The sequence below is a fragment of the Methylobacterium sp. C33D genome (assembly GCF_053345825.1).
Map to the genome: position 1 here is coordinate 16913 of NZ_JBKFAV010000049.1, position 26551 is coordinate 43463.

At 68.9% G+C, this 26551-nt stretch carries 19 protein-coding genes and 2 pseudogenes; 9 read left to right on the forward strand and 12 right to left on the reverse strand.

The window, feature by feature from the left end; genetic code table 11:
• Positions 1-51 precede the first annotated feature (51 nt).
• The 4 genes from ACLBXO_RS27790 to ACLBXO_RS27805 form a co-directional block, all read right to left on the reverse strand.
• Positions 52-597, reverse strand: a complete 546-nt coding sequence (locus ACLBXO_RS27790; protein WP_447687420.1) for a GNAT family N-acetyltransferase — start codon at positions 595-597, stop codon at positions 52-54.
• Between the two features lie 22 nt (positions 598-619).
• Entirely contained in the window at positions 620-1513 is an 894-nt protein-coding gene (locus tag ACLBXO_RS27795; RefSeq protein ID WP_447687421.1) for a hypothetical protein, read from the reverse strand.
• Positions 1514-1524: 11 nt separating this feature from the next.
• Positions 1525-2511, reverse strand: coding sequence for an SPFH domain-containing protein (locus tag ACLBXO_RS27800; protein ID WP_447687422.1), 987 nt, complete (start codon positions 2509-2511; stop codon positions 1525-1527).
• 73 nt (positions 2512-2584) lie between these two features.
• Positions 2585-3316 carry an NUDIX hydrolase gene (locus ACLBXO_RS27805; protein WP_331312969.1) on the reverse strand — a complete coding sequence of 244 codons (732 nt, stop codon included), beginning with the start codon at positions 3314-3316 and terminating at the stop codon, positions 2585-2587.
• A gap of 250 nt (positions 3317-3566) precedes the next feature.
• Between ACLBXO_RS27805 and ACLBXO_RS27810 the strand changes: the two genes are divergently transcribed.
• The 6 genes from ACLBXO_RS27810 (at position 3567) to ACLBXO_RS27835 (ending at position 9173) form a co-directional block, all read left to right on the forward strand.
• Complete coding sequence (locus ACLBXO_RS27810; RefSeq protein ID WP_447687423.1) at positions 3567-5756, forward strand: marine proteobacterial sortase target protein; 2190 nt, start codon at positions 3567-3569, stop codon at positions 5754-5756.
• Entirely contained in the window at positions 5753-6343 is a 591-nt protein-coding gene (locus ACLBXO_RS27815) for a class GN sortase (protein ID WP_447687424.1), read from the forward strand. The genes ACLBXO_RS27810 and ACLBXO_RS27815 overlap by 4 nt, the downstream gene beginning before the upstream one ends.
• Before the next feature lie 92 nt (positions 6344-6435).
• Complete coding sequence (locus ACLBXO_RS27820; protein WP_331312966.1) at positions 6436-7188, forward strand: helix-turn-helix domain-containing protein; 753 nt, start codon at positions 6436-6438, stop codon at positions 7186-7188.
• 235 nt (positions 7189-7423) lie between these two features.
• Positions 7424-7663: a hypothetical protein gene (locus ACLBXO_RS27825; RefSeq protein WP_331312965.1), complete on the forward strand. Its 240-nt coding sequence runs from the start codon at positions 7424-7426 to the stop codon at positions 7661-7663.
• A gap of 54 nt (positions 7664-7717) precedes the next feature.
• A complete protein-coding gene (locus tag ACLBXO_RS27830) occupies positions 7718-8488 on the forward strand; it encodes a hypothetical protein (RefSeq protein ID WP_447687425.1) in 771 nt (256 codons plus the stop codon).
• Between the two features lie 151 nt (positions 8489-8639).
• Positions 8640-9173: a hypothetical protein gene (locus ACLBXO_RS27835; RefSeq protein ID WP_447687426.1), complete on the forward strand. Its 534-nt coding sequence runs from the start codon at positions 8640-8642 to the stop codon at positions 9171-9173.
• 466 nt (positions 9174-9639) lie between these two features.
• On the opposite strand, the pseudogene ACLBXO_RS27840 reads toward ACLBXO_RS27835, so the two are convergent.
• From ACLBXO_RS27840 to ACLBXO_RS27860, 5 genes and pseudogenes are all read right to left on the reverse strand, one after another.
• Positions 9640-9879: pseudogene (locus ACLBXO_RS27840) on the reverse strand (ATP-binding protein); the annotation flags it as partial.
• Between the two features lie 134 nt (positions 9880-10013).
• A complete protein-coding gene (locus ACLBXO_RS27845; RefSeq protein WP_447687427.1) occupies positions 10014-11003 on the reverse strand; it encodes a formylglycine-generating enzyme family protein in 990 nt (329 codons plus the stop codon).
• Between the two features lie 140 nt (positions 11004-11143).
• A complete protein-coding gene (locus ACLBXO_RS27850; RefSeq protein ID WP_447687428.1) occupies positions 11144-12664 on the reverse strand; it encodes a sulfatase family protein in 1521 nt (506 codons plus the stop codon).
• Between the two features lie 1073 nt (positions 12665-13737).
• Positions 13738-15066 (reverse strand): aryl-sulfate sulfotransferase, encoded by a 1329-nt coding sequence (locus ACLBXO_RS27855; protein ID WP_447687429.1) that lies wholly within the window; start codon positions 15064-15066, stop codon positions 13738-13740.
• Between the two features lie 415 nt (positions 15067-15481).
• Positions 15482-15955 carry an SRPBCC family protein gene (locus ACLBXO_RS27860; RefSeq protein WP_447687430.1) on the reverse strand — a complete coding sequence of 158 codons (474 nt, stop codon included), beginning with the start codon at positions 15953-15955 and terminating at the stop codon, positions 15482-15484.
• A gap of 661 nt (positions 15956-16616) precedes the next feature.
• Between ACLBXO_RS27860 and ACLBXO_RS27865 the strand changes: the two genes are divergently transcribed.
• From ACLBXO_RS27865 to ACLBXO_RS27875, 3 genes are all read left to right on the forward strand, one after another.
• Positions 16617-17981, forward strand: a complete 1365-nt coding sequence (locus ACLBXO_RS27865) for an MFS transporter (protein ID WP_447687431.1) — start codon at positions 16617-16619, stop codon at positions 17979-17981.
• Positions 17982-18009: 28 nt separating this feature from the next.
• Entirely contained in the window at positions 18010-19140 is a 1131-nt protein-coding gene (locus ACLBXO_RS27870; protein ID WP_447687432.1) for an L-talarate/galactarate dehydratase, read from the forward strand.
• Between the two features lie 240 nt (positions 19141-19380).
• Positions 19381-21123, forward strand: a complete 1743-nt coding sequence (locus ACLBXO_RS27875) for an HWE histidine kinase domain-containing protein (protein WP_447687433.1) — start codon at positions 19381-19383, stop codon at positions 21121-21123.
• 137 nt (positions 21124-21260) lie between these two features.
• On the opposite strand, the gene ACLBXO_RS27880 is transcribed toward ACLBXO_RS27875, so the two are convergent.
• From ACLBXO_RS27880 to ACLBXO_RS27890, 3 genes and pseudogenes are all read right to left on the reverse strand, one after another.
• The gene (locus ACLBXO_RS27880) at positions 21261-23735 is read right to left on the reverse strand and encodes a PAS domain-containing protein (RefSeq protein ID WP_447687434.1); all 2475 of its coding nucleotides are present in this window, start codon (positions 23733-23735) and stop codon (positions 21261-21263) included.
• A 218-nt stretch (positions 23736-23953) separates the two neighbouring features.
• Positions 23954-24742 (reverse strand): Crp/Fnr family transcriptional regulator, encoded by a 789-nt coding sequence (locus tag ACLBXO_RS27885; protein WP_447687435.1) that lies wholly within the window; start codon positions 24740-24742, stop codon positions 23954-23956.
• Positions 24743-25177: 435 nt separating this feature from the next.
• Positions 25178-26288: pseudogene (locus ACLBXO_RS27890) on the reverse strand (IS3 family transposase).
• Positions 26289-26551: the final 263 nt, after the last annotated feature.

Sequence of the window (26551 nt, forward strand, 5' to 3'; positions counted from 1 at the left end):
GAATGCCGCCGCAGTATTCAGCCGGGCTCGCTGGACAGTGCCGGACCGGCCTCAACCGCGCGCCGAGCGGCCCGCCCATTCCCGACGCAGGATGGCGTACTGCATCGTGTTCTCGAAGATCGGGTTGCCGCGATCGTCATCGACGAAGGAGACGAACTCCCGGAACAGGCCCTCGCGGCGCATCGTCAGCGCCTCACACAGGCGGCGCGAGGGGGCGTTGTCCTCCTCAACGTAGGCGTAGAGCCGCCGCGCCCCCCGCTCGGAGAACAGGTATCCGAACAGGGCGGCCGCGGCCTCGCGGGCGTAGCCCGCGCCGCCATACGCGGCGTTGAAGTTCCAGCCGACCGAGAAGGTGTCGGGCGGTTCGGGCTGGCAGAACAGGTCGCCGATCAGCCGGTCGGACGCGGCGATGGACACGGCTACGTACTCGTCGTCGCGGCCGCGCCGCTCGGCCTCCGCCTCCGCCTCCGCCGGCGTGTCGAGCCGGCCGCTCAGGAAGCAGCGCGCCCGCGGGCGGTGCAGGTAGGCGAACAGGTCGGCTGCGTCGTCCGGCCTGAAGCGCCGCAGGATCAGCCGTTCGGTCCGGATGGCGATCATCGGGCTCCCGGACGCCGCCGCGCTACGCGGCCACGAGGTTGAAGGTGCGGTCGGCCGGCGCGAGGCTCACCCGCCGCCCCCAGTCGAAGGCGACGAAATCCTGCTCGATCCCGTCCGAGAACACCACACCGCCCTCGTTCATCCGTGACACCACGGTGAGGGGCGAGCCCACGAACTTGCCGCCGCGGAGGTCGGTGCCGGTGGCGACGCTCGGGAACGGCTCGCGCACCCAGTAGCCGAAGGCCGCCTCCTCGATGCCCACCTCCACGGTGAGGTGCGTCGCCTCGCTGATCGAGCGAGCCCAGCCGGTCAGGCCGGTGCCCGAGGCCACGATCAGCCCGCTCGATGAGTGGTCCTCCGCCCGCGCCCCGTCGTCGATGCGGTAGCGCGCCGACTGGTGGCTGCGATGGCCGACGAAGATCTCGTTCAGGGCGAGCAGCCGCTCGCCGCCGTCGAAGGTCGCCTGCACCATGGTGCGCCGCTGCAGGGGCGCGGCGCCGGCCGCGCTGGCGGGCAGGAGCGCGCGCAGGGCCTCGACCCGCGCCCGGGCCAGCACGCCGTCGTAGAGGTCGGGTGCCGGGTTGACGCCGACCACCGGCTGCCCGTCGAGGTACTTGGCGACGTTGGCCACGAGCCCGTCCTGTCCCACCGCCACGACCACGTCCTCGGGGGCGAAGAGGAAGCGGTCGAGGTCGGGGCGCCGCACCAGGGCCTGCCGCCAGTCCAGGGGCACGGCGGACCGGGCCTCGGCGAGCACGGCCTGGAACTGGGCGTGGCGCGCCTCGACCTCGGCGAGCGTCTGGTCCCGGCTCTCCAGGAAGAACCGGACCTGGCCGCGGGTCGCGTGCCGGGCGATGAGCAGCTCGTAGTCCGTGTCGCGGATGACGAAGACCACGCGGGGGGTGACGGCCGGCATGGCGGGCCTCCTCAGCGCGGCGCGAGCCGTGGGGACAGCGCGCCCCGGAACTCGCCGAGGACGGCCGCCATGAGGTCGGGCGTGACGTTGACGTGCTCGATCGTCTCCAGCTTGCCGGCGAGTTCCCTGGCCGCCAGCCCGAGGAGGACGGCGGGCGGGATGTCCCGGTAGACGGCGGCGCGGCGCTGCTCCGCGTCGGCCCGGGCCCCCTCGACGAGGCGGATCCGCTCGGCCTCCGCGGCCGCCTCCAGGCCGCGGGCCTCCGCGACGCCGGCGGCGCGGTCGCGGGCGTTCTCGGCTTCCTGGGCGATCAGCACGGTCTCGCGCCGCGCCAGCTCGGTCTTCGTCGCGAGTTCGTTCTCCGCGATGGCGCGCTCCTTCTCGACCGCCAGGGCGCGCCGGGCGAAGGTCGCCTCGTCGGCCTTCTGCTGCAGGGCCTCGAAGGTCGGGGTCTGGAGGGCGCGCTCCAGCTCGCTGGTCGGCGCGAGGTTGGTGAGCCGCACCGACACCGCCGCGACGCCGATCTCGGCCAGCGCCGGGGCGTCCGACAGGACCCGCTCCAGCACGGCGCGCAGCGGCTCCGGCCCGGCGTCGAGGAGGGCGCCGATCGGGCTCGCCCCGAGATACTGGAGCGCCGCCTGACTGGCGATGCCGCCGAGACGGGCCTCGATCCGCTCGATCGGCTCGCCCTGCAGGCGCCCGGTGCGGAGGTCGATCGAGAAGTCGACCCGGCTCGCCAGCAGCTCCGGATCGACGACGTGCCAGCCGATCGTCCCCTGGACCACGACGGTCTGGAAGTCCCGGCTGCGGCCGCGGACGAAGAGCGTCATCTCGCGGTCGTCCACCGGCACCTCGCTGATGCTGGCGGTCTCGGGCCGGAACCAGAAGACCAGACCCCGCCCGCTCTGCCGGACCCGGCCGTTGCGGAAGCGGATGATGTGGCTGCTCGCCTCGCTCCGGAGCTGGGCGATCACACCGATGTTGCGGACGGTGGCCATGATGGTCTCCTCGAAGCGCTCTCCGCCGAGGCGGATTCCGGTTCGGCTCAAGAGAGCGCGCTGAAACAAAGGCCTAGAACTGGCCTGGCCTGTCGAAGCGGAAGAGTTCGGCGGGGCGGAACGCCGTCCCGGCCTCGCGGGCGCCCGTCGGCGCGATCCAGCCCCGGTCGCGCATGCGGCGGCGGAAGGCGGATTTGTTGAGGGGCGCGCCGCGGATCGCCGCGTGCACGTCCTGGAGCTGCCGGAGGGTGAAGTGCTCCGGCAGCAGCGCGAAGCCGACATCCGTGTAGTCGAGCTTGCCGCGCAGGCGCTTCACGGCCAGCGCGAGGATGTCGGCGTGGTCGAAGGCGAGGGCGAGGGGGGCGCCGTCCTCCGCCCCGGCCGAGACGGGGCCGCCGGCCTCGCCCGCCCAGGGCACGACCAGCACCGCCGCCGCGAGCCCGGCGCCGCCCGCCAGGGCCTCGGCGAAGGCCGCCTCCGGCAGCAGCGCCAGGTAGGCGACCGAGACGATCCGCATCCGCGGGTCCCGGTCCACGGCGCCGAAGGTGTAGAGCTGCTCGAGCCGCGCCCGCCCGATCCCGGCCTTCTCGCGCAGGACGCGCTCCGCGGCGGCGTCGAGGGTCTCGGCGATTCCCACGAATCCGCCCGGCAGCGCCCAGAGGCCGGCCTGCGGCTGCCGGCTCCGCCGCAGCAGGAGGGCGGCGAGCCGCCCCGCCCGGATCCCCATCAGGACGAGATCGACCGCCAGGGCGGGCCGGTCGTAGGCCGCGGGATCGTAGCCGGTCAGGAACTCGGATTCGGTCATCGGTCGATTTCTACTCACGTTGAGCATAACTAAGACGTAAATTGCGCATATGTCAAGCGAGGGCGGATCCGTCGCGCGCCGCCGCGGGGCGCACAGCTCCGCACTGGCTCCGCACAGATCCGCCCGGGCGCGGCCGCCGGGTGCGGTCCGAGCCCGGAAAAGGGCGAAGCTTCTCGTGGCGACGGAGGGGCGGGCGGGGGAGCTTCGGCGGCGAGCCGGCATCGATCCGCCGGCGCAGGAGGTCTTCCCGATGCCGTTCTTCGCTCCCCGATCCGCGGTCGAGCCCCCCCGCAACGCCGCGCCGTCACCGCTCTTCCTCGCGCTGCTGGCGCTGCTCATCATGCTGGCCTCGGCCCACGCGGCGCCGGGCCCGGAGCGGGGCGGACTCAGGCTGCGCGGGCCGGCCGGCACCGCGCCGGTCGAGGCCGTCCAGCTGGCGACCGACATCAGCGTCGATGTCAGCGGCCCGACCGCCCGGGCGACCGTCACCCAGGCCTTCCGCAACGTGACGGCGGACTGGGTCGAGGGCACCTACGTGTACCCGCTGCCGGAGGACGCGGCCGTCGACGGGATGAAGCTCGTCGTCGGCGCCCGCGTCATTGTCGCCGACATCCGCGAGCGGGCGGCGGCCAAGCGCGCCTACGAGGCCGCGAAGGCGGCCGGGCAGTCCGCGGCGCTGACCGCGCAGGAGCGGCCGAACGTCTTCACCAACGCGGTCGCCAATATCGGCCCGGGCGAGACGGTGGTGGTCCAGATCACCTACCAGCAGACGATCCCCGTCTCCGGCGAGACGCGGACGCTGCGCCTGCCCCTGGTGGTCGCGCCCCGCTACAATCCCGCCCCCGCCCCGGTGGAGGCGGTGTCCCTCGACGGCGCGGCCGCGGCGGCCCGCGACCCGGTTCCGGATCGCGCCCGGATCAGCCCGCCGGTGCTCGACCCGACCCTGTCGTCGCCGACCAACCCGGTCGCCGTCACCGTGCGGCTGCAGGCGGGCTTCCCCGTCGGCGCCGTTCAGAGCGCCACCCACGCGATCCGCGTGACCGAGACAGGCCCGGAATCGCGGACCGTCACGCTCGCCGCCGGCGTGGTGCCGGCAGACCGCGACCTCGAGCTGACCTGGGCGCCGGTCCCCAGCCGGTTGCCCGGCCTCGGCCTGTTCCGCGAGACCGTGGCGGGCCGGACCTACCTGCTGGCCACCGTGAACCCGCCGCTGCCCGAGACCGACGCGGCCGCCCGGCCGGCGCGCGACGTCACCTTCGTCATCGACAATTCCGGCTCGATGTCGGGCGCCTCGATACGGCAGGCCAAGGCCGGGCTGCTGGCCGGCCTCGGCCGCCTGACCCCGAGGGACCGCTTCAACGTCATCCGCTTCGACGACACCTGGGACGCGCTGCATCCGGAGCCCGTCCCGGCGACGCCGGCGGCTTTGGCGGAGGCCGAAGCCTTCGTCGCCGCCCTGGAGGCCCGCGGCGGCACCGAGATGCTGGCACCCCTCAAGGCGGCGCTCGCCGACCCGCACCCGGAGGACGGGCGCGTCCGCCAGGTCGTGTTCCTCACCGACGGCGCCGTCGGCGACGAGGAGCGGATCTTCGCGGCGATCCACGACGGTCTCGGGCGCACGCGCCTGTTCATGGTCGGCATCGGCTCGGCACCCAACGGCCACCTGATGCGCCACGCCGCCGAGATCGGCCGCGGCAGCTTCACCGAGATCCGCGACCTCGCGCAGGTCGGCGAGCGGACCCGCGCGCTCTACGAGAAGCTGGAATCCCCCGCCGTCACCGACCTGACCGCGACCTTCTCGGTCCCGGGCGTCGCGGTCACGCCGGGCGCGCTGCCCGACCTGTACCGCGGCGAGCCGCTCGTCTTCGCCGCGCTTCTGCCGGGCTCGGCCGAGAGCGGGCTCCCGGGGACCGTGACCGTCTCGGGCCGGGTGGGTGGCCGGACCTGGACCCGGACGCTGCCGCTCTCCGGAGCGGGCGCGGGCGCCGGCATCTCCAAGGTCTGGGCGCGCTCCCGGATCGGGGAGACCGAGACGGCGCGCATCACCGGGCGCCTCGGCGCGGACGCGGCCGACGCCGCCATCCTGGCGCTGGCCCTGGAGCACGGCCTGACGACGCGGCTGACCAGCCTCGTGGCCGTCGACGCCACGCCGCGCCGCGCGCCCGGCACGCCCCTCGTCGCCGCCGACTTGCCGCTGAACCTGCCGGCGGGCTGGGACTTCGCCAAGGTGTTCGGCACGGACCGGCCCGGCGCCGCGCCCGCCCACGACGGGGCGGCGCGGATCGTGCCGATCCGCGCCGACGGCGCGGCCATCGACCTGCCGCAGACCGGGGCCGGGTTCCTGGCGCAGCTCGGTCTGGGCCTGCTCCTCGCCCTGCTGGGTCTTCTGCTGGGCGCCGGCCCGTGGATCGTCCGCGGGCGGACCGGGGCCGCGCGATGAGCCGCCGCACGGTGACCGGACTGGGGAGGGCGCTAGCCGCCCTCCTTACCCTCGCGGGGCTCGGGCTCGCGGCGCAGGCCGCCTGGATCCCCGCCAAGGCCGCCCTGGCCCAGGTTCTGCTGGAGCGCGCCTTCGCCCGCACCCTGGTCGAGGGCCGGGCTGCCCGGCCCTGGCCCTGGGCCGACACCGAGCCGGTCGCCCGGCTCGGTGTCGCCGGCCGCAGCTTCGTGGTGCTGCGGGGCGGGAGCGGCCAGGCCCTGGCCTTCGGCCCAGGCCACCTGGACGGCACCCCGGAGGCCGGCGCGCCCGGTACCGCCGTCTTCGCGGCTCACCGCGACACGCAGTTCGCGGTGCTGGGGCGGCTCGGGCCCGGCGATCCCGTCACGGTGACTGGCCGCGACGGCCGGACCCTGCGCTTCCGCGTCACCGGCACGCGGGTGGCGCGCTGGGACGCCTCGGGCATCGACCCGCAGGCCCCCGGCCGGCACCTCGACCTCGTCACCTGCTGGCCCCTGGACGCGCTGGGGGCCGGCCCGCTCCGGCTGATCGTCGAGACTGAGCTGGCCGCGGAGGCGGCGCGTTCCTGACCGGTCGGCGTGGACGGCCAGCTTGGCCGCGCTTGCGCAAATGTGCGGTTTCGTGCGGATCTGTGCGGGTCAAGTCCGCGCGAGCCGTGCCTGTGAGCGAGATCGAACTGTCCGAGGCGCAGAGCCGCGCCATTGCCCAGACCGTGCGCGAGGCGCTGGCCCGCCGGCGCATCTCCCGGCAGACGCTGGCCGAAGAGGCCCGGATCAGCATCTCGACCCTGGAGAAGGCGCTCGCCGGCCGCCGGCCCTTCACCCTCGCGACGACGATCCGGCTGGAGGAGGCCCTGGGCCAGTCCCTCCGCCAGGAGACGGGTCGACCGGCCCCGGAGGCGACCCGCCACGCGCCCGACGAGCTCGGTTCCTACTCGCGGGAGAGCGTCGCCTGGATCGAGGGGCGCTACCTCACCCTGCGGCCCTCGTTCGGGGCTGCGGGCGCGATCTTCGCCTACCGCACCGAGATCGCCTGGGATCCGGACGCGGCCCGCCTCGTGTTCCGCGAGGCCGAGCGACTCGACGCGCCCTTCGCGCAGTCCGGCAGCGTCGCCGTGCCGAGTCAGTCGGGCATGATCTACCTCGTGACCAACTGGCACGGGCAGCACCGCCTCGCGGTGCTGTGCCGCCCGAACATCCAGGGCGAGATGTACGGGGTCCTCACGACCCTTCACGCCGGGCGCGGCACGCAGCTGACCCCGGCCGCCGCGCCCCTGGCGCTGCTGCCCGAGCAGGCGGGCGCGCACGGGTACGGTCGGATCGGTCCGGAGGCGCCGGGCTACGGTCCGTATCGGGCCTATCTCGCCCGGGTGCACGACGACGGCTACGCCACCTTCTTCACGGGCGTCGCCTGACGCGATCTGACGGGTGAGTCCGGAGGCGCGAAGCGCGGCGGGCTTGGAGCGGGTACCGGGATCGAACCCGGGTATTCAGCTTGGAAGGCGGATGCATCTACTGCGCGGTTTCCCGATCCAGCATTCGTTTTCTCAGCAACATCGTCAAGACATTGCGTTTTTCCCATTAGGGCGACAACCTAGCTTTGCGAGGCTTTGAGGGTGCCGGTTGTTCGGCCGTTGTACGGGGATCGAGATGACGAACGCCGAGACCATCCGGCGGCTGCCGGGCCCGAGCAACTTTCGCCCAATGCCGCCCGAGCCGAGAGATGTCGTCGCTCCTTTGCGGAACGTCACTCTGATCATCACGCTCGACATCGTAGTGCAGGCCAAACGGTACATCGAGCGCGGCGCCACGAAAGGAATGGTGATCGAGTGGCGGGATGCCACCCAGAAGGGGCTCGTGCTGCGTCTGACCTCGACCGCGGCGACCTGATACCTTCGTCGCAAGACTTCTACCCTGCGCATCGGGTCGATCGACGACACCTCCGTGCTCGCTGCACGTGAAATGGTGCGGAAGGTCTCGCATGTCGGCACGGTCGACGACGCTCGCATTTTCCTTGAAAAGATCCGCCAAGTCCGGGCGAACGAAGGCGAAGAAGCCGCCTACTACTACGAGGAGGGAATTTGGATCGACGACGACGGGACTATCCAAGGACCCGAAGTGGCGATGCCCGACAAAAGATGGACTTGGGCTTATCTAAGAAAGAAATATCGCGAGCACAAACTCCCAACGCTCAACGAAAGATGGGCTTCACGATATGAAGTACCTTTGCGCAATCCATGCTTCAATTCTATAGAAAATAATCCGGTCGGCTTGCTGAACTATGAAGATCTTGAAAAGGCACATGACAATCTCAATAATTCAAAATCAAAATCTCAGGCCTCCCGCACCATATCGATTGCCAGATCGATGCTGGATTGGGCTTACGCCGAGCACGCCTTGAGGACAGGGCTCGCCAAGCTCCAGTTTTTTTGGGGCGCGATGGAAGATCGTGCGCAAGAGCGGGGTTCGGGACCACGCTCCGTCGATATCCGAACTTGCGAGAACGCTCGTTCTCGTCGAGCATCTCCACTCCCTGTCTCGACAGTCTCACAGCGCAGGCGCGGTCGATGCATCTATGGTCGGTGCGCTTTGGGCGCTCGTCCTGACCGGTCAACGGGTTGGTCAATTGCTTCGCACGCCGACCGGGCGTCTCCTCGAATCTCCAAAGATACCAGTCGGATGGCGGGTTCTGACCTGGAAGCCCGGAGAGGTTGAGAAAGTGGAAGGGCTTTCGTTGCCTCATTGGCTGCCCTTGCCACCGGAGACGATCGCGATCCTCGAGTATTGGAGGTCGAGGCGCGGCGTCGATCGGTCGGATTGGATGTTCCCGAGCCTCCGGGGCCCTGGGCCTGTTACCGAAGGTGGGTTGGCAGGCCTGTTGCGGCGGCTTCAAGGCATCCGTCACAGGACCAAGCCTTCAGGTCGAAGATCTGTCGACGCCAGGAGAATCCGAGGCAAGGTCAGGACGGGACTATCCAAGAGCCAGGGTGTCGATCTGTTCGAGAGACATGGGATTCAGCCTTGGATCCCGCATGACGTTCGCCGTGCGATCGTCACCTTCCTGGGAGATCACGAACTCGGCGGCTCTGTGTCGGCCATCATAGCTCATCGGGAGTACAGGAAGGATCTCAAACGCGAGTACGAACGAGAGCGCATGCTTCCCGTAACAGAGCTCCATTACAACCGATCTCAGAAACTGGGTTTGAAGGTCAAGGGCCTGATGCTTTCGACGAAAGCAATTATGGGCGCGTACGAAATCGAAAAGGCGAGTTTCACGTCTGCGTTGACGCGGACAGAGGGAGCAAAAGACGGGATTCCCTGGGCCGCTCCTGCCTTCGAGGAATGCGAAGCCGTCATGGATCCTGGAAGTTTCATCCCGTCCACCAGGAAGGATGTCTGACAGCCCTTGCACGCCGCTCGTTTCAGCATCTCGATTCAAATTTGGGTGCTGTCCGCCGTAAGCTCGGCGGTTTCATTGCCGCGACATAGGGCACCTTGTCGGATGCCAAGCCGCAGCCACCTTCGACGGCGGCTGCCCCGGTGTTCGCCGAGCTGTGCTCCATTCCTTCGGTAAGGTATGACGTCTACACCGCGTCCTCTTCGAAGTAGTAATCGATCATTCCTTCGTCGCGCCAACAAAGCTTCCAACGATTCGGTGCGCCCGGACGCTAGAATTCTCGTCAATCTGACCGGAAGCCGCACTGCCCTCTGAGTTCGCGCTTTCAATCGAAGGTTGTTGCTTTGTATCTGCGTTCCGTCGGGAATTCGTCGGGAATCTTTGTTCCGAACGGTTCCCTCGCGTGTCGCTAAGTGCGCAGGCGTTCACTTATGCCGGTGAGCGAGGCGCGATTCTGCGCGTGAAGTAGATAATGGCGCGGCAGGTAGAGACAGACGGTGGTGCCGAGGCCGACCTCGGACTGGATGCGCACGTGCCCGCCCGACTGCCGCGCGAAGCCATAAATCATCGACAGGCCCAGGCCCGTGCCCTCGCCCATGGGCTTCGTCGTGAAGAACGGCTCGAACACGCGGACCACAACCTCGGGTGGCATGCTGGTCCCGGTGTCGGTCACGCAGATCGACAGGTACTGGCCCTCGGGGATGTCGTAGCGGGCGGCGCAGGACCGGTCCACGAACCGGTTGGGCTTTCAGGCAGCTGGCGGCTGTAGCCGGATAGACGCGGAGAACTGATCGGGCGAGACACGTCTCCCACCCCTGCAGCGAGGCCAAGGGTCGACCGCCGTCACGCGCGCCTCGTCCTGCCAGCACGCAAGACGCAGCGGAAGCCGAGGTTCGTGGTCGAGCTGTCGATGGCCTGTGCATGCCGGGCGGCGGGTCGATACCGCTGGCAATAGCTAGGAGCACACAGGTGCGAGCCGCCCTTGACGACCTTGCGACCGATCCGCGAGGTCGGCGTCGCGGGATCGTAGCTCTCGCGTCTCTGTCCACCGCGCGGGTTGACCGGGACGCAACAGGCACCCTTGCGTTTCTTCACGGAGGCGATCGGCTGGACAAACCAGTCGTCCGTCCATTCCCAGACGTTGCCGATCATGTCGAAAAGGCCATAGCCGTTGGCAGGATAGGCGCCGACCGGCGACGTGCGTTCCCAGCCGTCGAGCGGCTGGTTGGCATAGGGAAAATCGCCTTGCCAATAGTTGGCGACCACCTTGCCGTCGGGAGCCAACTCGGCGCCCCAGGCATAATCGGCCCCGTCCAGACCGCCGCGCGCGGCGAACTCCCATTCCGCCTCGGTCGGGAGCGCCTTGCCCGCCCAGGCCGCGAAGGCTTGCGCATCGGCATGTGCGACGTGCACGACGGGGTGGTCGGCGACCCCGGCCACCGAGCTTCCGGGACCGAGCGGGTGCCGCCAGTCCGCGCCGGTGATGAACTGCCACCACTGCGTGTGGTCACGAAGGCTCACGGGGCCGGCGGTCTGGTGGAAGACCAACGATCCGGCTTTGGCCATCCCGGGGAGCAGATTGGGATGATCGACGGGATCGGGCTGCGTTTCGGCCAGGGTGACATGGCCCGTGGCCTCGACGAAGGCCGCGAACTGGGCGTTCGTCACGGGCGTCTCGTCGATCCAGAAGGAGTCGACGCCGACGCGGCGGACAGGCGCCTCCTCAGGGTAGAACCGTTCGGAACCCATGGAGAAGGTTTCGCCGGCGATGTGGCGCATCCCGGCAAAGGAGGCATTGCCGCCGGACGCGCGCGGCCGCCTGGGCGTCGTCATCGTCCCTCCTTCACCGTTGCAGGTGCGTCCCGGTCGAGCATCGTGGCGCATCGCGCCCCGTCAGGCACGGGCGAGGTCGAAGGCCGCCATGGCGCTGACACCAGGGAGACGCCGCACCGACCAGGGACCATTTCGCCCACTCAGTCATGGTCACCGCCCAGGCAGTGGCCATCGGTGCAAGCGAGGGCGCGGATACGCTCGGGGTCCTGCGGCACCGACATGGGCCGGCCGGCGAGCGCCGCTTCGTAGTTCGCGAGTTGCGGGTCACCGGTCCGCCGCATCTCGTCGCGCAACGCCGTCTGCATCCGTGCCACTCGCGCGGCGTGCCGCGCATCATCGATCAGGTTGCGCCGCTGCCCGGGGTCTTCCTGCAGGTCGTAGAGGGCGAGGGGCACCCCGTAGACATACTGCTTCACGCGTGCGGCCATCGCCGGATCCGTCTTCGCAGCCTCCTCCATGGCGGGAAAGGTCAGGCCGCCCATGCTTTCGAGGCGCAACGCGAGCTTACCGTCGGACCAGGCGTTGAAGATCAGCGACCAGCGCGCGTCCTGAAGGCCGCGTGAGGGGTAGGCCATGCCGTTCGACACCTCGTTGACGTAGGTGACGACGAATTCGGGATCGGGCACGGTCTCGCCGCGGAGGATCGGCGCCCACGAGCGACCGTCGAACGTCGCCTTCGTCTCGATGCCAAGGATCTCGAGCAGCGTCGGCAGCAGGTCGACGTTGGTGGTCCGGTTGTCGAACCGCTTCGGCGGACCCATGCCGGGCCAGCACAACAGCACCGGCTCGCGCGAGCCGTGGTCGTAGCAGGTCGCCTTGGCGAACGGGAACGGCATGCCGTGATCGTTCATGAAGACGACCAACGTGTTCCCGGCGTGTCCCGACTCCTGGAGCGCGTCGAGGATATGGCCGATCGCGACGTCCATGCGCTGCGCGCTGTTCCAGTATTGGGCCACCTCCTCGCGCACCTTCGGCAGGTCATCGAGGTTGGGAGGTATCGTCACATCGGCGGCGGTCACCGGCTTGGCCACTTGGTACACACCCTGCTGGCCGTGGTCCTTCCGCGCCGCCTGCGGGCTTCCGTAGAAGGGACGGTGCGGATCGTTGATGTTGCACTGGACGAAGAAGGGCTTGCCCTGCGCCTCGGCCTCCATCATGGCGACCTGGAAGGCGGCGGCGTGGACCAGCGGGTGGCGGTCGGTCCCTTCCTCCTGCCCGAGCCAAGGGAACGAGCTCGCCGGGCGCATGTGGCTGATCTTGTGGCTGGCGGCCGTGTAGTAGCCCTCGTCCCTCAGGATGGAGGTGAGGGTGGGCGTGCCCTGCTTCATCGGGACGAAGCCGGTTCCGCCGCTGTGCTGCGGAAGCAACCCGCTCATGAATGCCTCGCGCGAGGGCATGCAGATCGGTACGACCGTGCGGTTGTTCGCGAAGCAGTGCGAGCGCGCCGCAAGCGCGTCGAGGTGCGGGGTCAGCCCTGCCGTGTTGCCCATGAAGCCGGGTATCGACACGTCCATGTCGTCGACCGTGATGAACAGCAGGTTGAGCCGCTTGGCCGCGTCGGCGGGAGCCTGGTGCCGTCGTGCCGGCTGGGCGCGCAGCGCGGGGGATATCCCGAGCAACGCGGCTATTGCGACGCCCCTCAGCAGATCGCGCTTGGTCATGGTCGTCCTCTCGGTGCGCAGCTCTCGCTGACATGGTGATCACGGGCGCCCCGGGCCCATGGGATCACGCGATGCGGTCCGGCAACGCACCGCCGGAAGCCGCTGCCGCCGGAAACCGTTGCGGCCGGTGACAATCCAGGCGTCCACCTGGTTCGAACGACGCGCAGCAAGCGGAGCCGTTCCAATGAACCCGGCTCAAGTTCGCTCCCGCAGTCGTGCGCGTGATGAAGAGCCGGGCCGAGCGGGTCGCCGCCGCTGACCGGCGGTCACCGGCAGAGAAGGCGGCAACCACACCGTCCTGGGAGGAGCCCCGCACCCGGAATACGGTACGGGCGCCGCATGCCACGACACGCTACGGGATCGAGCCGCCCGGCATCGCCATGAGATAGAGGGCGAACGAGACGGACGCGGCTGTGAGCGGCATTCGATCGATCGTCGATATCCGAGCTTTCCCAGCATGGTCCGTCAGTCCGAAATCAGCCTGATCGTCGAGTGGCCGAGTTTCGTTTCCTGCGTGTTACGCTCCTACGCCCGCGGCATCGGAGCCTCCCACCGACAGGAGGAGCCGCCGGTCGTTTAGACCTCGTTCATACCTGGCGTGGGACACGGCCGGCCCCTCAGCAAAGGAGCATCGCTCATGCGCGCACTCGGACTCGCCATCGCCGTCATCGGTCTCGCGAGCACCCTGCCTGCCAACGCCCTGCCTCTCTCCTCGCCTGCGGCCGTGGTCTCCCCGACTGGGATCGTTCAAGCTCGGGTCGTGTCACGGACCGTCGTGGTTCGTCGACCTGCCTGTCGTACCGTGGTGACCAAGCGGCGCGGTCCTGGCGGCCGCGTGATCATCACTCGCACACGCCGCTGCGGCTGACGTCTGCGCCACGGTGAGAACGAGCCCGGCCATAGAATCGAAGGCCGGGCTCGTTCTGATCTGAATGGATGTCCAGCGGTAGCAAGCAGTCTCGACTGGTCATCCCTGCAAATGGCTCGCGCCTTACGGTATCACCTCGAATTGGTCGGGACGCGCTCCGTTCGACGTTGAAACTAAGCGAGGGCAGAGCGCGGACGGGTTGCGGTCAGTTGTGTGCGTCGGAGGGAACCCAGTTCCGGGGCACCGCCTGTGCACGGTAGACAAGGTTGCCGCGAGCCGAAGATGAGCCCGGCGCGTGGCCTTCATAGGGCGATACGTATTCCCAAACTATCTTTCCGGTCGGGGTGACTTGGAAGAAGCGACCGTTACTTCCTTCGTCGATCAGCGTATTGCCATTCGGAAGGCGTTGCGCACTGCTGATGAACGGGCTGAAGAACGTCCAGTTCGGCCGGTCACTCATCGAGCCGACATATTGCCAGACGACGGTGTCGGCGACGGGATCGATCTCCAGTATACGCGAGCCACCGAGCAGAGGACGAGGGACCGGCGGGTAGCCGGCCTCCCCTTCGTTGTCGAACACCAGAAGGTTGCCTGCGCCAGGCAGACCGTCGGGGATCATGTGGACGTCGTGCTGGCCGCTCGTCTGGTCGACGGGTCGCGGGAGTTTGGCCGCAGTCCGGCCTTGGGCCTGGGGCGGCAGGTTCGGCCCCATCCGCCACACAACGTGGCCTGTCGCCCGGGAGATGATCGCGATGAGATTGGCATTGCGCGAACTGAAGATGATGTTGTCTCCGGCAAAGCGCTTGTCGCCCGCCTTCTCCCAGTGATTGGGACCGAGCGCGACAGCCGCATTGACGTGAAGATAGTCCGGGCTCGTGCTTGCATGGACAAGCTTGAGCTGATCAGCCGTGAAGCCGAATTCGTCCAGATGGTCGGTCGCCGACCAGGACCAGACCACCTTTCCGTCCTGATCCACCTCGTAGAGCATGTCGTCGACGATCTTACCCGTCGAGAACGCCTTGTTGTCCCTCATCACGTAGGAGAGGATCAGCATGTTCCCGTTTGGCAGCCTATCCCAATCGTGATGCTGGAGCGCCGCGCCGACCGAGGCGGGGCCGCTCCATTGCCAGAGCACCTTGCCGTCCCAGGTGACCAATCCGAAGGTCTTGTCGACCTTCTTCGTCGCCTGTCCCGGAACGAGGCCGACGCCATCGAGGCCCGGAATGGCATCGCTATCGACGAGGTCCAGGGGAAAGCCGACGACACCCTTGCGACCGCCGATCAAGGCCGGATCGACGATCTTCGCCGGTTCCCCCTTGTGGGGCCACGTCTTGAGCACCTTTCCGTCCATGTCGATCAGGTAACTGTTCCCGTCCGCAGCGCTAAACATGACGTCGGTCGGGTACGCGGCATCCCCGTCGTGGATCGTCACGCCTCGGGGATAGACGGTCGGTGCGGCGTTCACGACCGCAGGCCATCCGACGACTAAGGCCCCGACGGCGAGCAGCCGAAGGCGTAAGTCATGTGCGTTCATGAAGTCGGATCCTGAGCTTCTCCAAAACGGCGACGTCGGGCGGCCGGGCGACTTTTCGAAACGACGAACCGATACCGCGACCGGCGAGACCCGCGCAGCTCTCGGATCGCCATGCAAGAGAGCGTCCTCGGCGCGCCGACCACGAGCGCCACCGTCTTCGACCTGCACTCCTACATCCTTACGCCCAACCGCGCCGGGTTTTACCGTGCCCTCGATGCACGGCTGCGTGAGGAAGGCGCTGGGAAGAATGCGGCCGTGTGCGGCTTGCCACCGCCATGTGGCCGATCTGACCTAGTTTGTGGCTGCCCGCGGGGTACTACGGGCTTCAAGCCCCCCGGGGCATTGCACGGCCCGTCGTAACGAATGGCGAAGCCGGAACAGGAGCGGTTGGGCTCGGTGTTCCGGCCCGATCCGCTTACTTCGCCTTGGCGGCGATGCCCTTCAGGCCCGCGTCGTAGACGCCGGCAATGGCCTCTTTCGCCTTGTCGTCGGAAGCGCCCTTGGCCTTGAAGTTGCCGGTCCAGGTCACCTTGGACCCGCTGCCGTCCTTCTCGACCATGATCGTGGACTTGTAGTCCTCGACCGGGAGCGGCCCCGAGAGGATCGTGTAGGTGTAGTCCATCTTGCTGTCGTTGCGGGACTGCTCCTGCTCGACGATGGTGCCGCCACCCTTCAGCGAGAGGGTGCGCTCCTCCTTGCCGCCCTTCTTCGACAGCACGCACTTCTCGATGACGGGGTGCCAGTCGCCGATGCCGCAGAAGCCGCCGACCGTCTTCCACACCGCCTCGGGCGACGCGGGGACCATCACGCTCTTGGTCACCTCCAGGGCGAAGGCGGGCGTGACGGAGACCATGGTGAGTGCCACGGCGGGGACGGCGAACCTGAGCATTGAGCGTTTCCTCGAAGATTTAAGCGCGTCGTACGCGCCATGCGCCAGCTAGTGCGCAACCGGAACCGGACGAGGCCGAACGCGGACGTGTGAACGATGCGATCCACGCAGTCTCCGGGACCGTATCGCTCCCCCCGACCAACGTCCGCCCCCCGGGCCACAGGACCGGAGCGCCGGCCTGAAGCTTGGGGCCTGCCTGACCTAGTTCGGTGGCCGGGTCCCGGGACACGATGGGCTTCACCAAGCCCGGGAGCTCGATGTCGCTGACGAAGCGGATCGTGGGCGTAGTCGTGCTGGTGCACATCTTCGCGCTGGCCGCCCAGGGCTAGGTCCAGTACGCGCTGCGTCTTTTGAAGTGCTGCATATTGGCGGGGCGGTTGCCTCCGGCCAATCCTGCCCTCGTCCTCCGCCGCTTCTGAAGGACCAGGTTGGGTGGATCCTCGACTGACAGCCTTCGGACCGAATCGCCAGAAAGCGGACGCTCGAAGGCCGTTCGGGACTGCCAAATCCCAGAGGGATCTCGATATTGATGTCGATTGAGCAATAATCGATCTAAAAATGGCGTTGGACGTCAAAACTGCCCTCAGTCACCTGTGATGTCGAAGGAAGGCTGCCGTTGCTCCGTGAGCGATGAGACTGGCCTCGACATCGGAGGAACGCCATGGCTCAGGCAGGGCAAGCCCTGAAGAAGACCAACGTCAGATACATCATCCTGGCGCTCATCTTCCTCGCAACGACCTTCAACTACGTGGATCGTGCCACCTTGTCCGTTGCCGCTCCGGCGATGCGCGGCGAGTTCGGCTTCGATGCGATTACGATGGGTCTCGCCTTCTCGGCCTTCGGCTGGGCCTACACGGCGATGCAGGTGCCCGGTGGCTGGGTGCTCGACAAATACGGTGCCCGCCTCGTCTATGGCATCGGCCTCATCCTGTGGTCGGCCCTGACGATGATGCAGGGCCTCGTCCACGCCGTCTCGTTCACCTTCCTCGCGCTCTTCGCCCTGCGTTTCCTGATGGGCATCGCGGAGGCCCCCGCCTTTCCGGCCAACAGTCGCCTGACGGTGATGTGGTTTCCGACGAAGGAGCGGGCCTTCGCGACCTCGATCTTCCAGTCGGCACAGTATTTCGCCCTGGCCGTCTTCACGCCGATCATGACGTGGATCCTGCACGCCCATAGCTGGCAGGCGATCTTCTACTGGGCCGGCGGCGTCGGCATCGTGCTGGGCGTCGTGTGGCTGCTCTACGTCCACGAACCGCGCAATCACCGGGGCGTGAACCAGGGCGAACTCGACTACATCGAGGCCGGCGGCGGCCTGCCCAATATGGGCGACAAACGCGACCGCATCCGCTGGTCAGAGGTCAAGGCTCTCATCAGCAACCGGATGATGGTCGGTATCTATATCGGCCAGTTCTGCCTCACCACGATCACGTGGTTCTTCCTCACGTGGTTCCCGACCTACCTGCTCGAAGCTCGGGGCATGTCGATCCTCAAGGTCGGCCTCGTGGCGGCGATCCCGGCGATCTGCGGCTTCCTCGGTGGCCTCGCCGGCGGCCTGTGGTCCGACTGGATGCTCCGGCGCGGCTTCAGCCTCACGACGGCGCGCAAGACGCCAATCATCGTCGGCCTGTTATTCTCCTCGACCATCGTGCTCGCCAACTACGTCCAGTCCGACGTGTTCGTGATCGTGGTGATGAGCGTCGCCTTCTTCGCCAAGGGCATCGGCAACCTCGGCTGGTGTATCGTCGGTGACGTGTCACCCAAGCAGATCATGGGCGTCAGCGGCGGCATCTTCAATCTGTGCGGCAACCTCGCCAGCATCGTCACTCCGCTCGCCATCGGGATCATCGTCAAGGAGATGGGCTCCTTCGACCTCGCCCTCGTCTACATCGGCGTGGTCGCTCTGATCGGTGCTCTCTCCTACCTCTTCATCGTCGGACCGCTGAACCGCCTGGAGATCCGTAGCGACGAGCGCCCTGCGGATGCCGAGCCTGCCCTGCCACGCGACGTCGGCACCGCCCGGGCCTGAGCGCCCCATCCCAACTCTGGAGGACATCATGGCTCAGGACACCGTCACGGGCATCCGCCTGCGCTCCGTCTACCTGCCGCTCAAAACGCCGATCAGCGACGCCAAGGTGCTGACCGGCCGTCAGAAGCCGATGACCGAGATCGCGATCCTATTCTGCGAGGTTGAGACTGGCGACGGGCATCGCGGCCTCGGAATCAGTTACTCGAAGCGGGCCGGCGGGCCCGGTCAGTTCGCCCATGCCTGCGAGATCGCTCCCGCGCTCCTCGGGGAGGACCCGAGCGACATCGCCAAGGCTTGGGACAAGCTCGCCTGGGCCGGCGCCTCGGTCGGCCGCAGCGGCCTCGCCGTACAGGCGATCGGCGCCTTCGACGTGGCACTTTGGGACCTGAAGGCTAAGCGCGCCGGCCTCTCGCTCGCCAAGCTCCTCGGGGCGCAGCGCGACAGCGTGCGCTGCTACAACACCTCCGGCGGCTTTCTGCACACCCCGCTGGAGGAGCTTCTGGTGAACACCGACCACTCCCGCGAGAAGGGGATCGGCGGCATCAAGCTCAAGGTCGGTCAGCCGGATTGGGCGCTCGACATCAAGCGGGTCTCCCGCGTCCGGGAGCATCTGGGCGACGCGTTCCCGCTCATGGTCGATGCCAACCAGCAATGGGACCGACCGACCGCCATGCGGATGGGCCGGATCTTCGAGCAGTTCAACCTGATCTGGATCGAGGAGCCCCTCGATTGCTACGACGCCGCCGGCCACGCGGCGCTCGCCGCCGCCCTCGACACGCCGATCGCCACCGGCGAAATGCTCACGAGCGTCTCCGAGCACTGGGATTTCATTCGCCAGAACGGCGCCGACTTCCTGATGCCGGATGCCCCCCGCGTCGGCGGCATCACCCCCTACCTGAAGGTCGCAACGCTCGCCGAGTTCGCCGGCATGACCATCGCCCCGCACTTCTCGATGGAATTGCACATCCACCTCGCCGCGGCGATGCAGCGGGAGCCCTGGGTGGAGCATTTCGAGTGGCTGGAGCCGCTGTTCAACGAGCGCCTGGAACTGCAGAACGGGCGGATGCTGGTGCCGACGCGACCCGGCCTGGGCATCAGCCTGAGCGAGCAGGCCCTGGCATGGACGCGGGACACGACCGGGTTCGGCAGCCTCGGCTGACCCCTCCCTACGGACGGGGCGACTGGCGGGAACGCTGGTGGGATCGTCCGCTCCCGAGCATCGGGCGAGCAATCTCGCAGGTCCAGGTGGGGTCGAACCCAGATAGGCTTGTCAGAACGTTGAGACCACGGATCCCCGGTCGCCTCCGGTTCTATGGCTTGCCATAGCCGTGCGGCCGACCCGACCTAGTTCGGTGCCGGAACCCGGGACACGACGGGCTTCACCAGCCCCGGGAACTCGATGTCACTGACGAAGCGTATCGTAGGCCTGGTCGTTCTGGCGTTGATCCCCGCGTTGGCCGTCCAGGGCTACAACGAGTACGCGCTCCGCGCCGCCCGCACCGAGGCCGTCCGGAACGACGCCCTGCGCGGCGCGCGAGCCGTTGCGGCCGACCTCGGTCAGTTCGGGCGCGGGGCGAGGCAGATCCTCAGCATCCTGGCCGGCGTGGCCGAGGTCCGCGGCCAGGACGCCCGCGCCTGCACGGCATACCTCGCGACGGTCGGCGGCAAGGTCCCCGGCTCGTTCTTCTTCGGCGTCGCCGACGCGGACGGGCGCATCCGGTGCAACACCCTGGGGTCGGCGCCGGGGGCCTACACGGTCTCCGACCGGTCCTACTTCCAAGAGGCGATGCGCACCGGCGGCTTCGCCATCGGCGAGGTCGTATCCGGCCGCGTCACCGGCCGCCCCACCGTCCAGTTCGCGCAGGCCATCGCCGACGACGACGGCGACGGCCACCCCGACGGCATCGTCATCACCAGCATCGACCTGACCTACCTTGCCGCCCGCCAGTCAGACGCCGGTCTGCCACCCGACGCCGCCCTCACGGTCGCGGACCGGCAGGGCAAGATCCTCGTCCGTCTGCCCGACCACGAGGCCTGGGCCGGAAAGCCGCTTCCCGCGGCCTACTGGACGGCGCTGAACGGCAACCGGGGCAAGGTCGCGGACCTCCCCGGGTTGAGGGGCAACCCGCGGATCACGGCTGTGGCCGGAGGCGCCTCCGGGGACCTCGACGGCATGACGGTGGCGGTGGGCCTATCGCCCGCGACCGCGTTCGCTGACATCGATGCCGCCACCCGCCGCGGGATCGTGCTGATCGGCCTCGGCGCGGTCCTCGCAGTGGCGGCCGCGCTCCTGGCCGGCCGCGCCTTCATCCGCCGGCCCGTGCGGCGCCTGCTCGGGGCGGCCGGGGCGTGGCGGGCCGGCGAGTTGGGGACGCGGACCGGCTTGTCGGGGCGCGACGAGTTCGGCCAACTCGGTGAGGCGTTCGACGCCATGGCCGCGTCGCTCCAGCGGCACGAGGGCGAGTTGCGCGAGGAGGTCGCCCGCAGCCGCGTCCTGCAGGAGCGGCAGACGATGATGCTGCACGAGTTGAACCACCGCGTGCGCAACACACTGACGACCGTGCAGTCCTTGGCGCGGCAGGCCCGTCGCGACGAGGACCGCGGCGAGCGGCTGGAGGGGCGCATTCTGTCCCTGTCGAAAACCCACGACCTGCTCTCGCGCGACGACTGGGAGGGCGCCTCGCTGCGCGCGGTGCTGGAGAACGAACTCGCCCCCTTCCGGGACGACGAGGAATACCGCTTCGGCTTGGACGGCACCGACCTCGACCTGCCGCCGCGCTACGTCCTGGCGCTCGGGATGACGGTGCACGAGCTCACGACCAACGCGGCCAAGTACGGCGCCCTCTCGAACGACATGGGCCGGGTCGACATCGCCTGGAAGGTCGTCGGCGGCGAGAGCGGCGCGAGGCGGCTCGTCCTGGAATGGCGGGAGAGCGGCGGCCCTCCGGTGCGGGAGACGGGCAAGCGCGGCTTCGGCACACGCTTGATCACGGGCGGCGTCAGCCGCGATCTCGGCGCCACGGTCAGCCTGGAGTTCGCTCACGACGGCCTGCGCTGCAGTCTAGACGTGCCCCTCGACGGCCCGGACCGGTTCACCTCGTTCGCGGCCGCCACCGACATGCGGCCGGTCGGCAGGGCCTGAAGGCTCGAACAGGCCTCGACCGACCCGCTCAGCCTGTGACGGCGGTATGTCGGCTTGCGTCCCGGGCGGTCACGGTCGCCCGCCGGCCGGGGGCTGCGGGAGAGATCCGTCCGGGCGCAGCGATTGCGGCCGGCCCGTCACGTGGTGGACTGGAATTCAGAGAGGCTTGATTCCATCACGCAACGCAGCCCCGCGGGCGCGTAGTCCATGGCCAGCGTCCCGCCGACCTGCGCCGTGAGGCTCCTCTCGATCAGCCGCGAGCCGAACCCTTTTCGCCATGGTGGCGCCACCGGGGGCCCACCTCGCTCGGTCCAGGCGATGCGCAGGCGCGGCCCCTCCGGGCTGTCGAGCACGGTCGCCTCCACGGTGACCCGTCCGTCGGGCACCGAGAGCGCCCCGTACTTCACCGCGTTCGTCGTCAGTTCGTGCAGGGTCAACGCCAGGGCCAGCGCGGGCTTGGAGCCGACCTCGATGTCGGGACCCTCGTAGGCGACCCGGCCCGCCACCTCCTGCACCCCGACGCCCTGGCGCACGACCGCGTCCAGCTTGGCGCCCTCGGCGACCCCGCCGAGGAGGATGTCGTGCGCCTTGCCCAGCGCGACCAAGCGTCCGGCCAGGACCTCGCGGGCGGCCTCGACGTCGGTCGCCCCCCGCAGCGTCGAGGCCGCGATGGCCTGCACCATGGCCATCAGGTTCTTCATCCGGTGCGAGAGCTCGTTGTTGAGCAACTCCTGCAGGGCCTCCGCCCGCTTGCGGTCGGCGATGTCCCGGGAGACCGTCGCGAATCCCGCGAAGGCGCCGTCCGCACCCCGCAGGGGGAACTGGTGGTAATGCACCGGCACCGGTTCGCCGGTGGCGAGGTGCTGGAAGTTGAAGTCGCCCGCCCAGCTCCCGCCGGCGACGACCCGGGTCAGGATGGTGTCCTCGACGAAGGGTAGGTCCTCCGCGGCGAAGAAGTCGCCGACCCGCATGGCGGCGATGTCGGCCCCGTCCGGAAACCCGACCATGCGTAGGCCCGCCGGGTTCAGGTACTCGCCCCGTCCCGTCGGCTCCGCGATGCCGATGAAGTCGCCGGATTGCTCGACGATGGCCGCGAGCCGCGCGGCCCGTGCCTCGGCCTGCAACCGGTCCTCGACGTCCACCAGGATCGTCACGGCGGCGAGGAGGCGACCGTCCTCGCCGCGGACCGGCGCGCTCGACACCTCGTACCGGCGTGTCCCGCCGGTCGCGCCGTCGCGGTGGCGCATGAGTTCCGCGTGCACCGTCTCGCCTTTGAGCAGCGTGCGGGCGGTCGGGTAATCGGCGGGGGCGCAGGGGCTGCCGTCCGGCCTGAGCGCGCCGTTCCCGTCGTGACCGTACGGCAGGCCGCCTGCGCCGTACCCGGACATCGCCTTGGCGCGGTCGTTGACGAGGGTGGTCCACATCGAGGTAGCGTCGGTGACCGAGATCCCGACCGGCGCCTGTTGGAACACCGAGCGCAGCAGGCCGCGCTCCAGGCGCAACTGCCGCTCGCTCACGCGCAACCGGTTCTCGGTCGCCCGCAGGTCGGTCAGGTCGAGCATGGCCCCGATCATGCGGCACGCCCGGCCAGCCTCGTCCCGGATCACGTAGCCGCGGTCGAGCACCTCGGCGTAGCCTCCGTCGGCGCGCAGGAACCGGTACGCTCCGGACCACGTGTTGCCCGACCCGTCGATGACCGCGTGGATGGAAGCATCGACGCGGGCGCGGTCGTCGGGATGGATGTGCGCGATCCACCAGTCGCCGGTCGGTTCGACCGTGTCCGGCGCGTGCCCGTAGGCCGTTTCCAGGGACTCGTTCCAATGGACGTGGTTCGCCGCCAGGTTCCAGTCCCAGATCGCGTCGGTGGTCGCGCGCGCCGCGAGGCGATAGCGCTCCTCGGTCTCGGAGAGGGACGCGAGGGCGGCCCTGCGCCGGGTGACGTCCCGGACGGTGCCGATGAACCGGACCGTCCGCCCGTCCTCGACGAAGCCTTGCCCACGGGCGGCGAGCCAGCGCTCCTCGCCGGTGTCGGCGGCCAGCACCCGGTACTCGATGTCGAACTGGAGCGTACCCAGGGGGTCGAGGGCGGCCTGCACGGCGGCGTCGGTGCGGTCGCGGTCTTCCGGGTGCAGGTTCGGCAGGAACGACGCCTCATAGGAGACGGCGCCGCGCTCGGGGACGCCGAAGAGCTCCCGGACGCGCGCGTCCCAGCGCAGTTCGCCGGTCGGCACGTCGAGGTCCCAGACGCCGATGCCGGCCGCGGCCGTGGCCAGCCGCATCTGCTCCTCGGCCCTGCCCTTGGCGGCGAGGGCCTGCCCGCGGTTCATGACCGCCCGGTGGAGCTCCATCTGGACCATGACCTGCCGGGCCAGGGCGCGGAGCGCGTCGGCCTGTTCCGGCGACAGGCCCTCGGGCCGCGGCTCGTGGTCGATCACGCACAGGGTGCCGAGGGAGACGCCCTCGGGGCTGTGAAGGGGCGCGCCGGCGTAGAAGCGGAGGTACGGCTCGCCGGTCACCAGGGTGTTGGCGGCGGTACGGGGGTCGAGCGTCAGGTCCGGAATCACCAGCAGGTCGTCGAGGCCGAGCGCGTGGGCGCAGACCGATTGCGACAATGGCGTCTCGCACGGGTCGAACCCGACCCGCGCCTTGAACCATTGCCGGTCGCGGGCGACGAGGCTGACGAGCGCGACCGGGGTCCGGCACAGTTGGCAGGCGAGGGAGACGATGTCGTCGAAGCCGCGCTCGGCCGGGGTATCGAGGATGTCGTATCCGTCGAGGGCCTACAGGCGTTCCGGGTCGTGGACCGGACCCGCGGCGGAGCACGAGGCGCTCATGCCCCGGCCTCCAGGTGGCCGACCGCGGGCCCCTCGTCGACCGCGACGATCCTCCCGCCCTTCCCGTAAACGGCGCCCAGGACCTCGGAGAAATGCCGCCGGACGCTTGCATGGCACTCGCAGGAGCCGGCCTCGGCACGCGCCCGGTCCGGCAGGGTGATGCGCCCGTGGCCGATGGCGATGAGGCCGTCGCGTTGCATGCGTCCGAGAACCTCGGTCAGGTATGCGCGGCGCACGCCGAGCATGTCGGCGAGGATCTCGTGGGTGACCGGCAGTTCGGGCGTGCCGATCCGGTCCTGCAGGGTCAGGAGCCAGCGCAGGCAGCGCCGCTCGATGGTATGGGTGGCGTTGCAGGCGACCGACTGCAGAACCTGGGCGAGCAGGCAGTCGGCATAGCGCACGAACAGGTCGCGGATGCCCTTCGACGCGTGCTTGGCCTCGGACAGGCGGGCGGCGTCGATCCGGATGACCGGGCCGCCGACCTGGACGACCGCCTGCCCGAACGCCGGCAGGTAGCCGTGGCTGACGACACCTCCCATGGCGCCCTCGCGACCGACCGTGGCGGTCTCGACCGACTTCCCGTCCAGCAGCGGGACCATCAGGGTGACGACGCAGCGGTGTGCGGGGAAGGTGACGTGGTCGACGTCGTCTCCGGCGCGGAACAGCACGTCCCCGCGCGGGACCTCGCGTCTCTCGGCATGCGGTGCGACCAGGGCGCGGTCGGCTTCGTCGAGGGCTTCGAGCAGCAGGTTGCCGTCGAGGGAAGGCGGGGTTCGGGCGTTCACGGGGGCGGTCCGGGCCGGGGCGGCCGAACTGTCCAGTAGCGGACTTCCTGGCGCAAAGATGTCCGATACCTGACAACTGACGCGTAAGCCGGGTGGCCGTCCGCGACATTTTCCCTGTCCTGCCGGCGTGCAAACCGCACGAGGTCCTGCGGGGCCTCCTGTGCGGTCGGGAGGTGGACGTCGCAGCCGGTCCGCGAGGGACCGCAGCGGTGCCGGAGTCGGCTCCGGAAGTAGCGCGTCGCGCATATCTTCTCGCACTTCATTCGACCGCCGCAGGTGCAACGCGCAAGGTCGCGCAACAAGTTCACCTCGCCGGTCGCCTCGCGCCGCCCGCCGGACTTGTCGCGGAGCGCCGGCGCCGCGGACGCCCGCAGGAAGTCCGCCCCCGTGACGGCGGCGGGATAGTAATTGACCTTGCCCCGTGTTTGCCCCTGTTCATAACCAGAGTCCGTTCTGGTTCTGGTCCTGTTGGGACCGGGATGCAAACGCGTTCGGGGTGAGCCCACCGAGGCTCGTGTGGGGGCGGCATGTGTTGTAGTCGACCCGCCACGCCTCGATGATTGTCCGGGCCGCCGGCAGGCTCCGGAACAGATGCTCTTTCAGGCACTCGTCGCGCAAGCGCCCGTTCAGGCTTTCGACAAACCGTATTGTTGCGGCTTGCCGGGGGCGATGTAGTGCCACTCAACCGTACGCTCCTCCTGCCAGCGCAGGATGGCGTGCGGGGTCAACTCGGTGCCGTTGTCCGAGACGATCATCAGCGGCTTGCCCCGGCCCACGATGATCCGGTCGAGTTCGCGCGCGACCCGCTGTCCAGACAGCGACGTGTCGACCACCAGTGCCAAGCACTCCCGCGTGCAGTCATCGACCACGACGAGGATGCGGAAGCGCCGTCCGTCGTCGAGCGTGTCGGAGACGAAGTCGAGGCTCCAGCGCTGGTTCGGCTCCTGCGGCACCGCGGCCGGCGCTCGCGTGCCCAGTGCTCGCTTGCGACCCCCGCGCTTGCGCACCGACAGCCGTTCCTCTCGGTAGAGCCGGAAAAGCTTCTTGTGGTTGAGCGTGAGGCCCTCTCGCCGCAGCAGGATGAGCAGGCGCCGGTAGCCGAACCGGCGGCGCTCGCCGGCTAGGCCGCGCAGGCGTACCCGCACGGCCGCGTCGTCACCACGGGTCGAGGCGTAGCGGTACGTCTTCGGCTCCAAGCTGATCAGCCCTCAGGCGCGACGCTGCGAATAGCCCTTCTCCTCGATGGCCCAGCTCACGGCTGTTCTCCGTGCGCCGGGCGTCAGAAGTTTTTTCCCAGCGCCTCACGCAGCGTCGCCACGTCGAGCATCGCTTCGGCTAGCAGCTTCTTGAGCTTGCGGTTCTCCTCGTCGAGCGCCTTCAAGCGGCGCGCGTCCGAGATCTCCATGCCGCCGTAGCGCGAACGCCACGTGTAGAACGTCGCATCGCTGATGCCGTGGCGGCGGCAGATCTCAGTGACCGGCAGCCCAGCCTGCTGCTCCTTCAGGATGCCGATGATCTGCTCTTCGCTGAACCGGCTCTTCTTCATCGTCCGTCTCCTGATCGACGGACTCTAGCTTCAGAACGAGGGCAGACCAGGGGGCAAGGTCACGGCCCATGCCGACGAGGCGAGAAGAGACCCGAACCGAAGCTTCGGAGAGCGGGCATATGCGGACGTTCCGCTGGCGACCCAACCCAGTCATGCCCCTGCCTTGACGGCGACCTGGGAGCGGACCTTGCCCGCGGGGTGTCGCTCAGGTGTCGGATCCCAAAGTCACCCCGAGAAAATCCGCATTCTCTTTACAGCGGTCG

Coding starts and splice junctions, on each gene's coding strand:
- ACLBXO_RS27790 (WP_447687420.1), bottom strand. CDS start 597: ATGATCGCCATCCGGACCGAACGGCTGATCCTGCGGCGCTTCAGGCCG.
- ACLBXO_RS27795 (WP_447687421.1), bottom strand. CDS start 1,513: ATGCCGGCCGTCACCCCCCGCGTGGTCTTCGTCATCCGCGACACGGAC.
- ACLBXO_RS27800 (WP_447687422.1), bottom strand. CDS start 2,511: ATGGCCACCGTCCGCAACATCGGTGTGATCGCCCAGCTCCGGAGCGAG.
- ACLBXO_RS27805 (WP_331312969.1), bottom strand. CDS start 3,316: ATGACCGAATCCGAGTTCCTGACCGGCTACGATCCCGCGGCCTACGAC.
- ACLBXO_RS27810 (WP_447687423.1), top strand. CDS start 3,567: ATGCCGTTCTTCGCTCCCCGATCCGCGGTCGAGCCCCCCCGCAACGCC.
- ACLBXO_RS27815 (WP_447687424.1), top strand. CDS start 5,753: ATGAGCCGCCGCACGGTGACCGGACTGGGGAGGGCGCTAGCCGCCCTC.
- ACLBXO_RS27825 (WP_331312965.1), top strand. CDS start 7,424: ATGACGAACGCCGAGACCATCCGGCGGCTGCCGGGCCCGAGCAACTTT.
- ACLBXO_RS27845 (WP_447687427.1), bottom strand. CDS start 11,003: ATGACGACGCCCAGGCGGCCGCGCGCGTCCGGCGGCAATGCCTCCTTT.
- ACLBXO_RS27850 (WP_447687428.1), bottom strand. CDS start 12,664: ATGACCAAGCGCGATCTGCTGAGGGGCGTCGCAATAGCCGCGTTGCTC.
- ACLBXO_RS27855 (WP_447687429.1), bottom strand. CDS start 15,066: ATGAACGCACATGACTTACGCCTTCGGCTGCTCGCCGTCGGGGCCTTA.
- ACLBXO_RS27860 (WP_447687430.1), bottom strand. CDS start 15,955: ATGCTCAGGTTCGCCGTCCCCGCCGTGGCACTCACCATGGTCTCCGTC.
- ACLBXO_RS27865 (WP_447687431.1), top strand. CDS start 16,617: ATGGCTCAGGCAGGGCAAGCCCTGAAGAAGACCAACGTCAGATACATC.
- ACLBXO_RS27870 (WP_447687432.1), top strand. CDS start 18,010: ATGGCTCAGGACACCGTCACGGGCATCCGCCTGCGCTCCGTCTACCTG.
- ACLBXO_RS27875 (WP_447687433.1), top strand. CDS start 19,381: ATGTCACTGACGAAGCGTATCGTAGGCCTGGTCGTTCTGGCGTTGATC.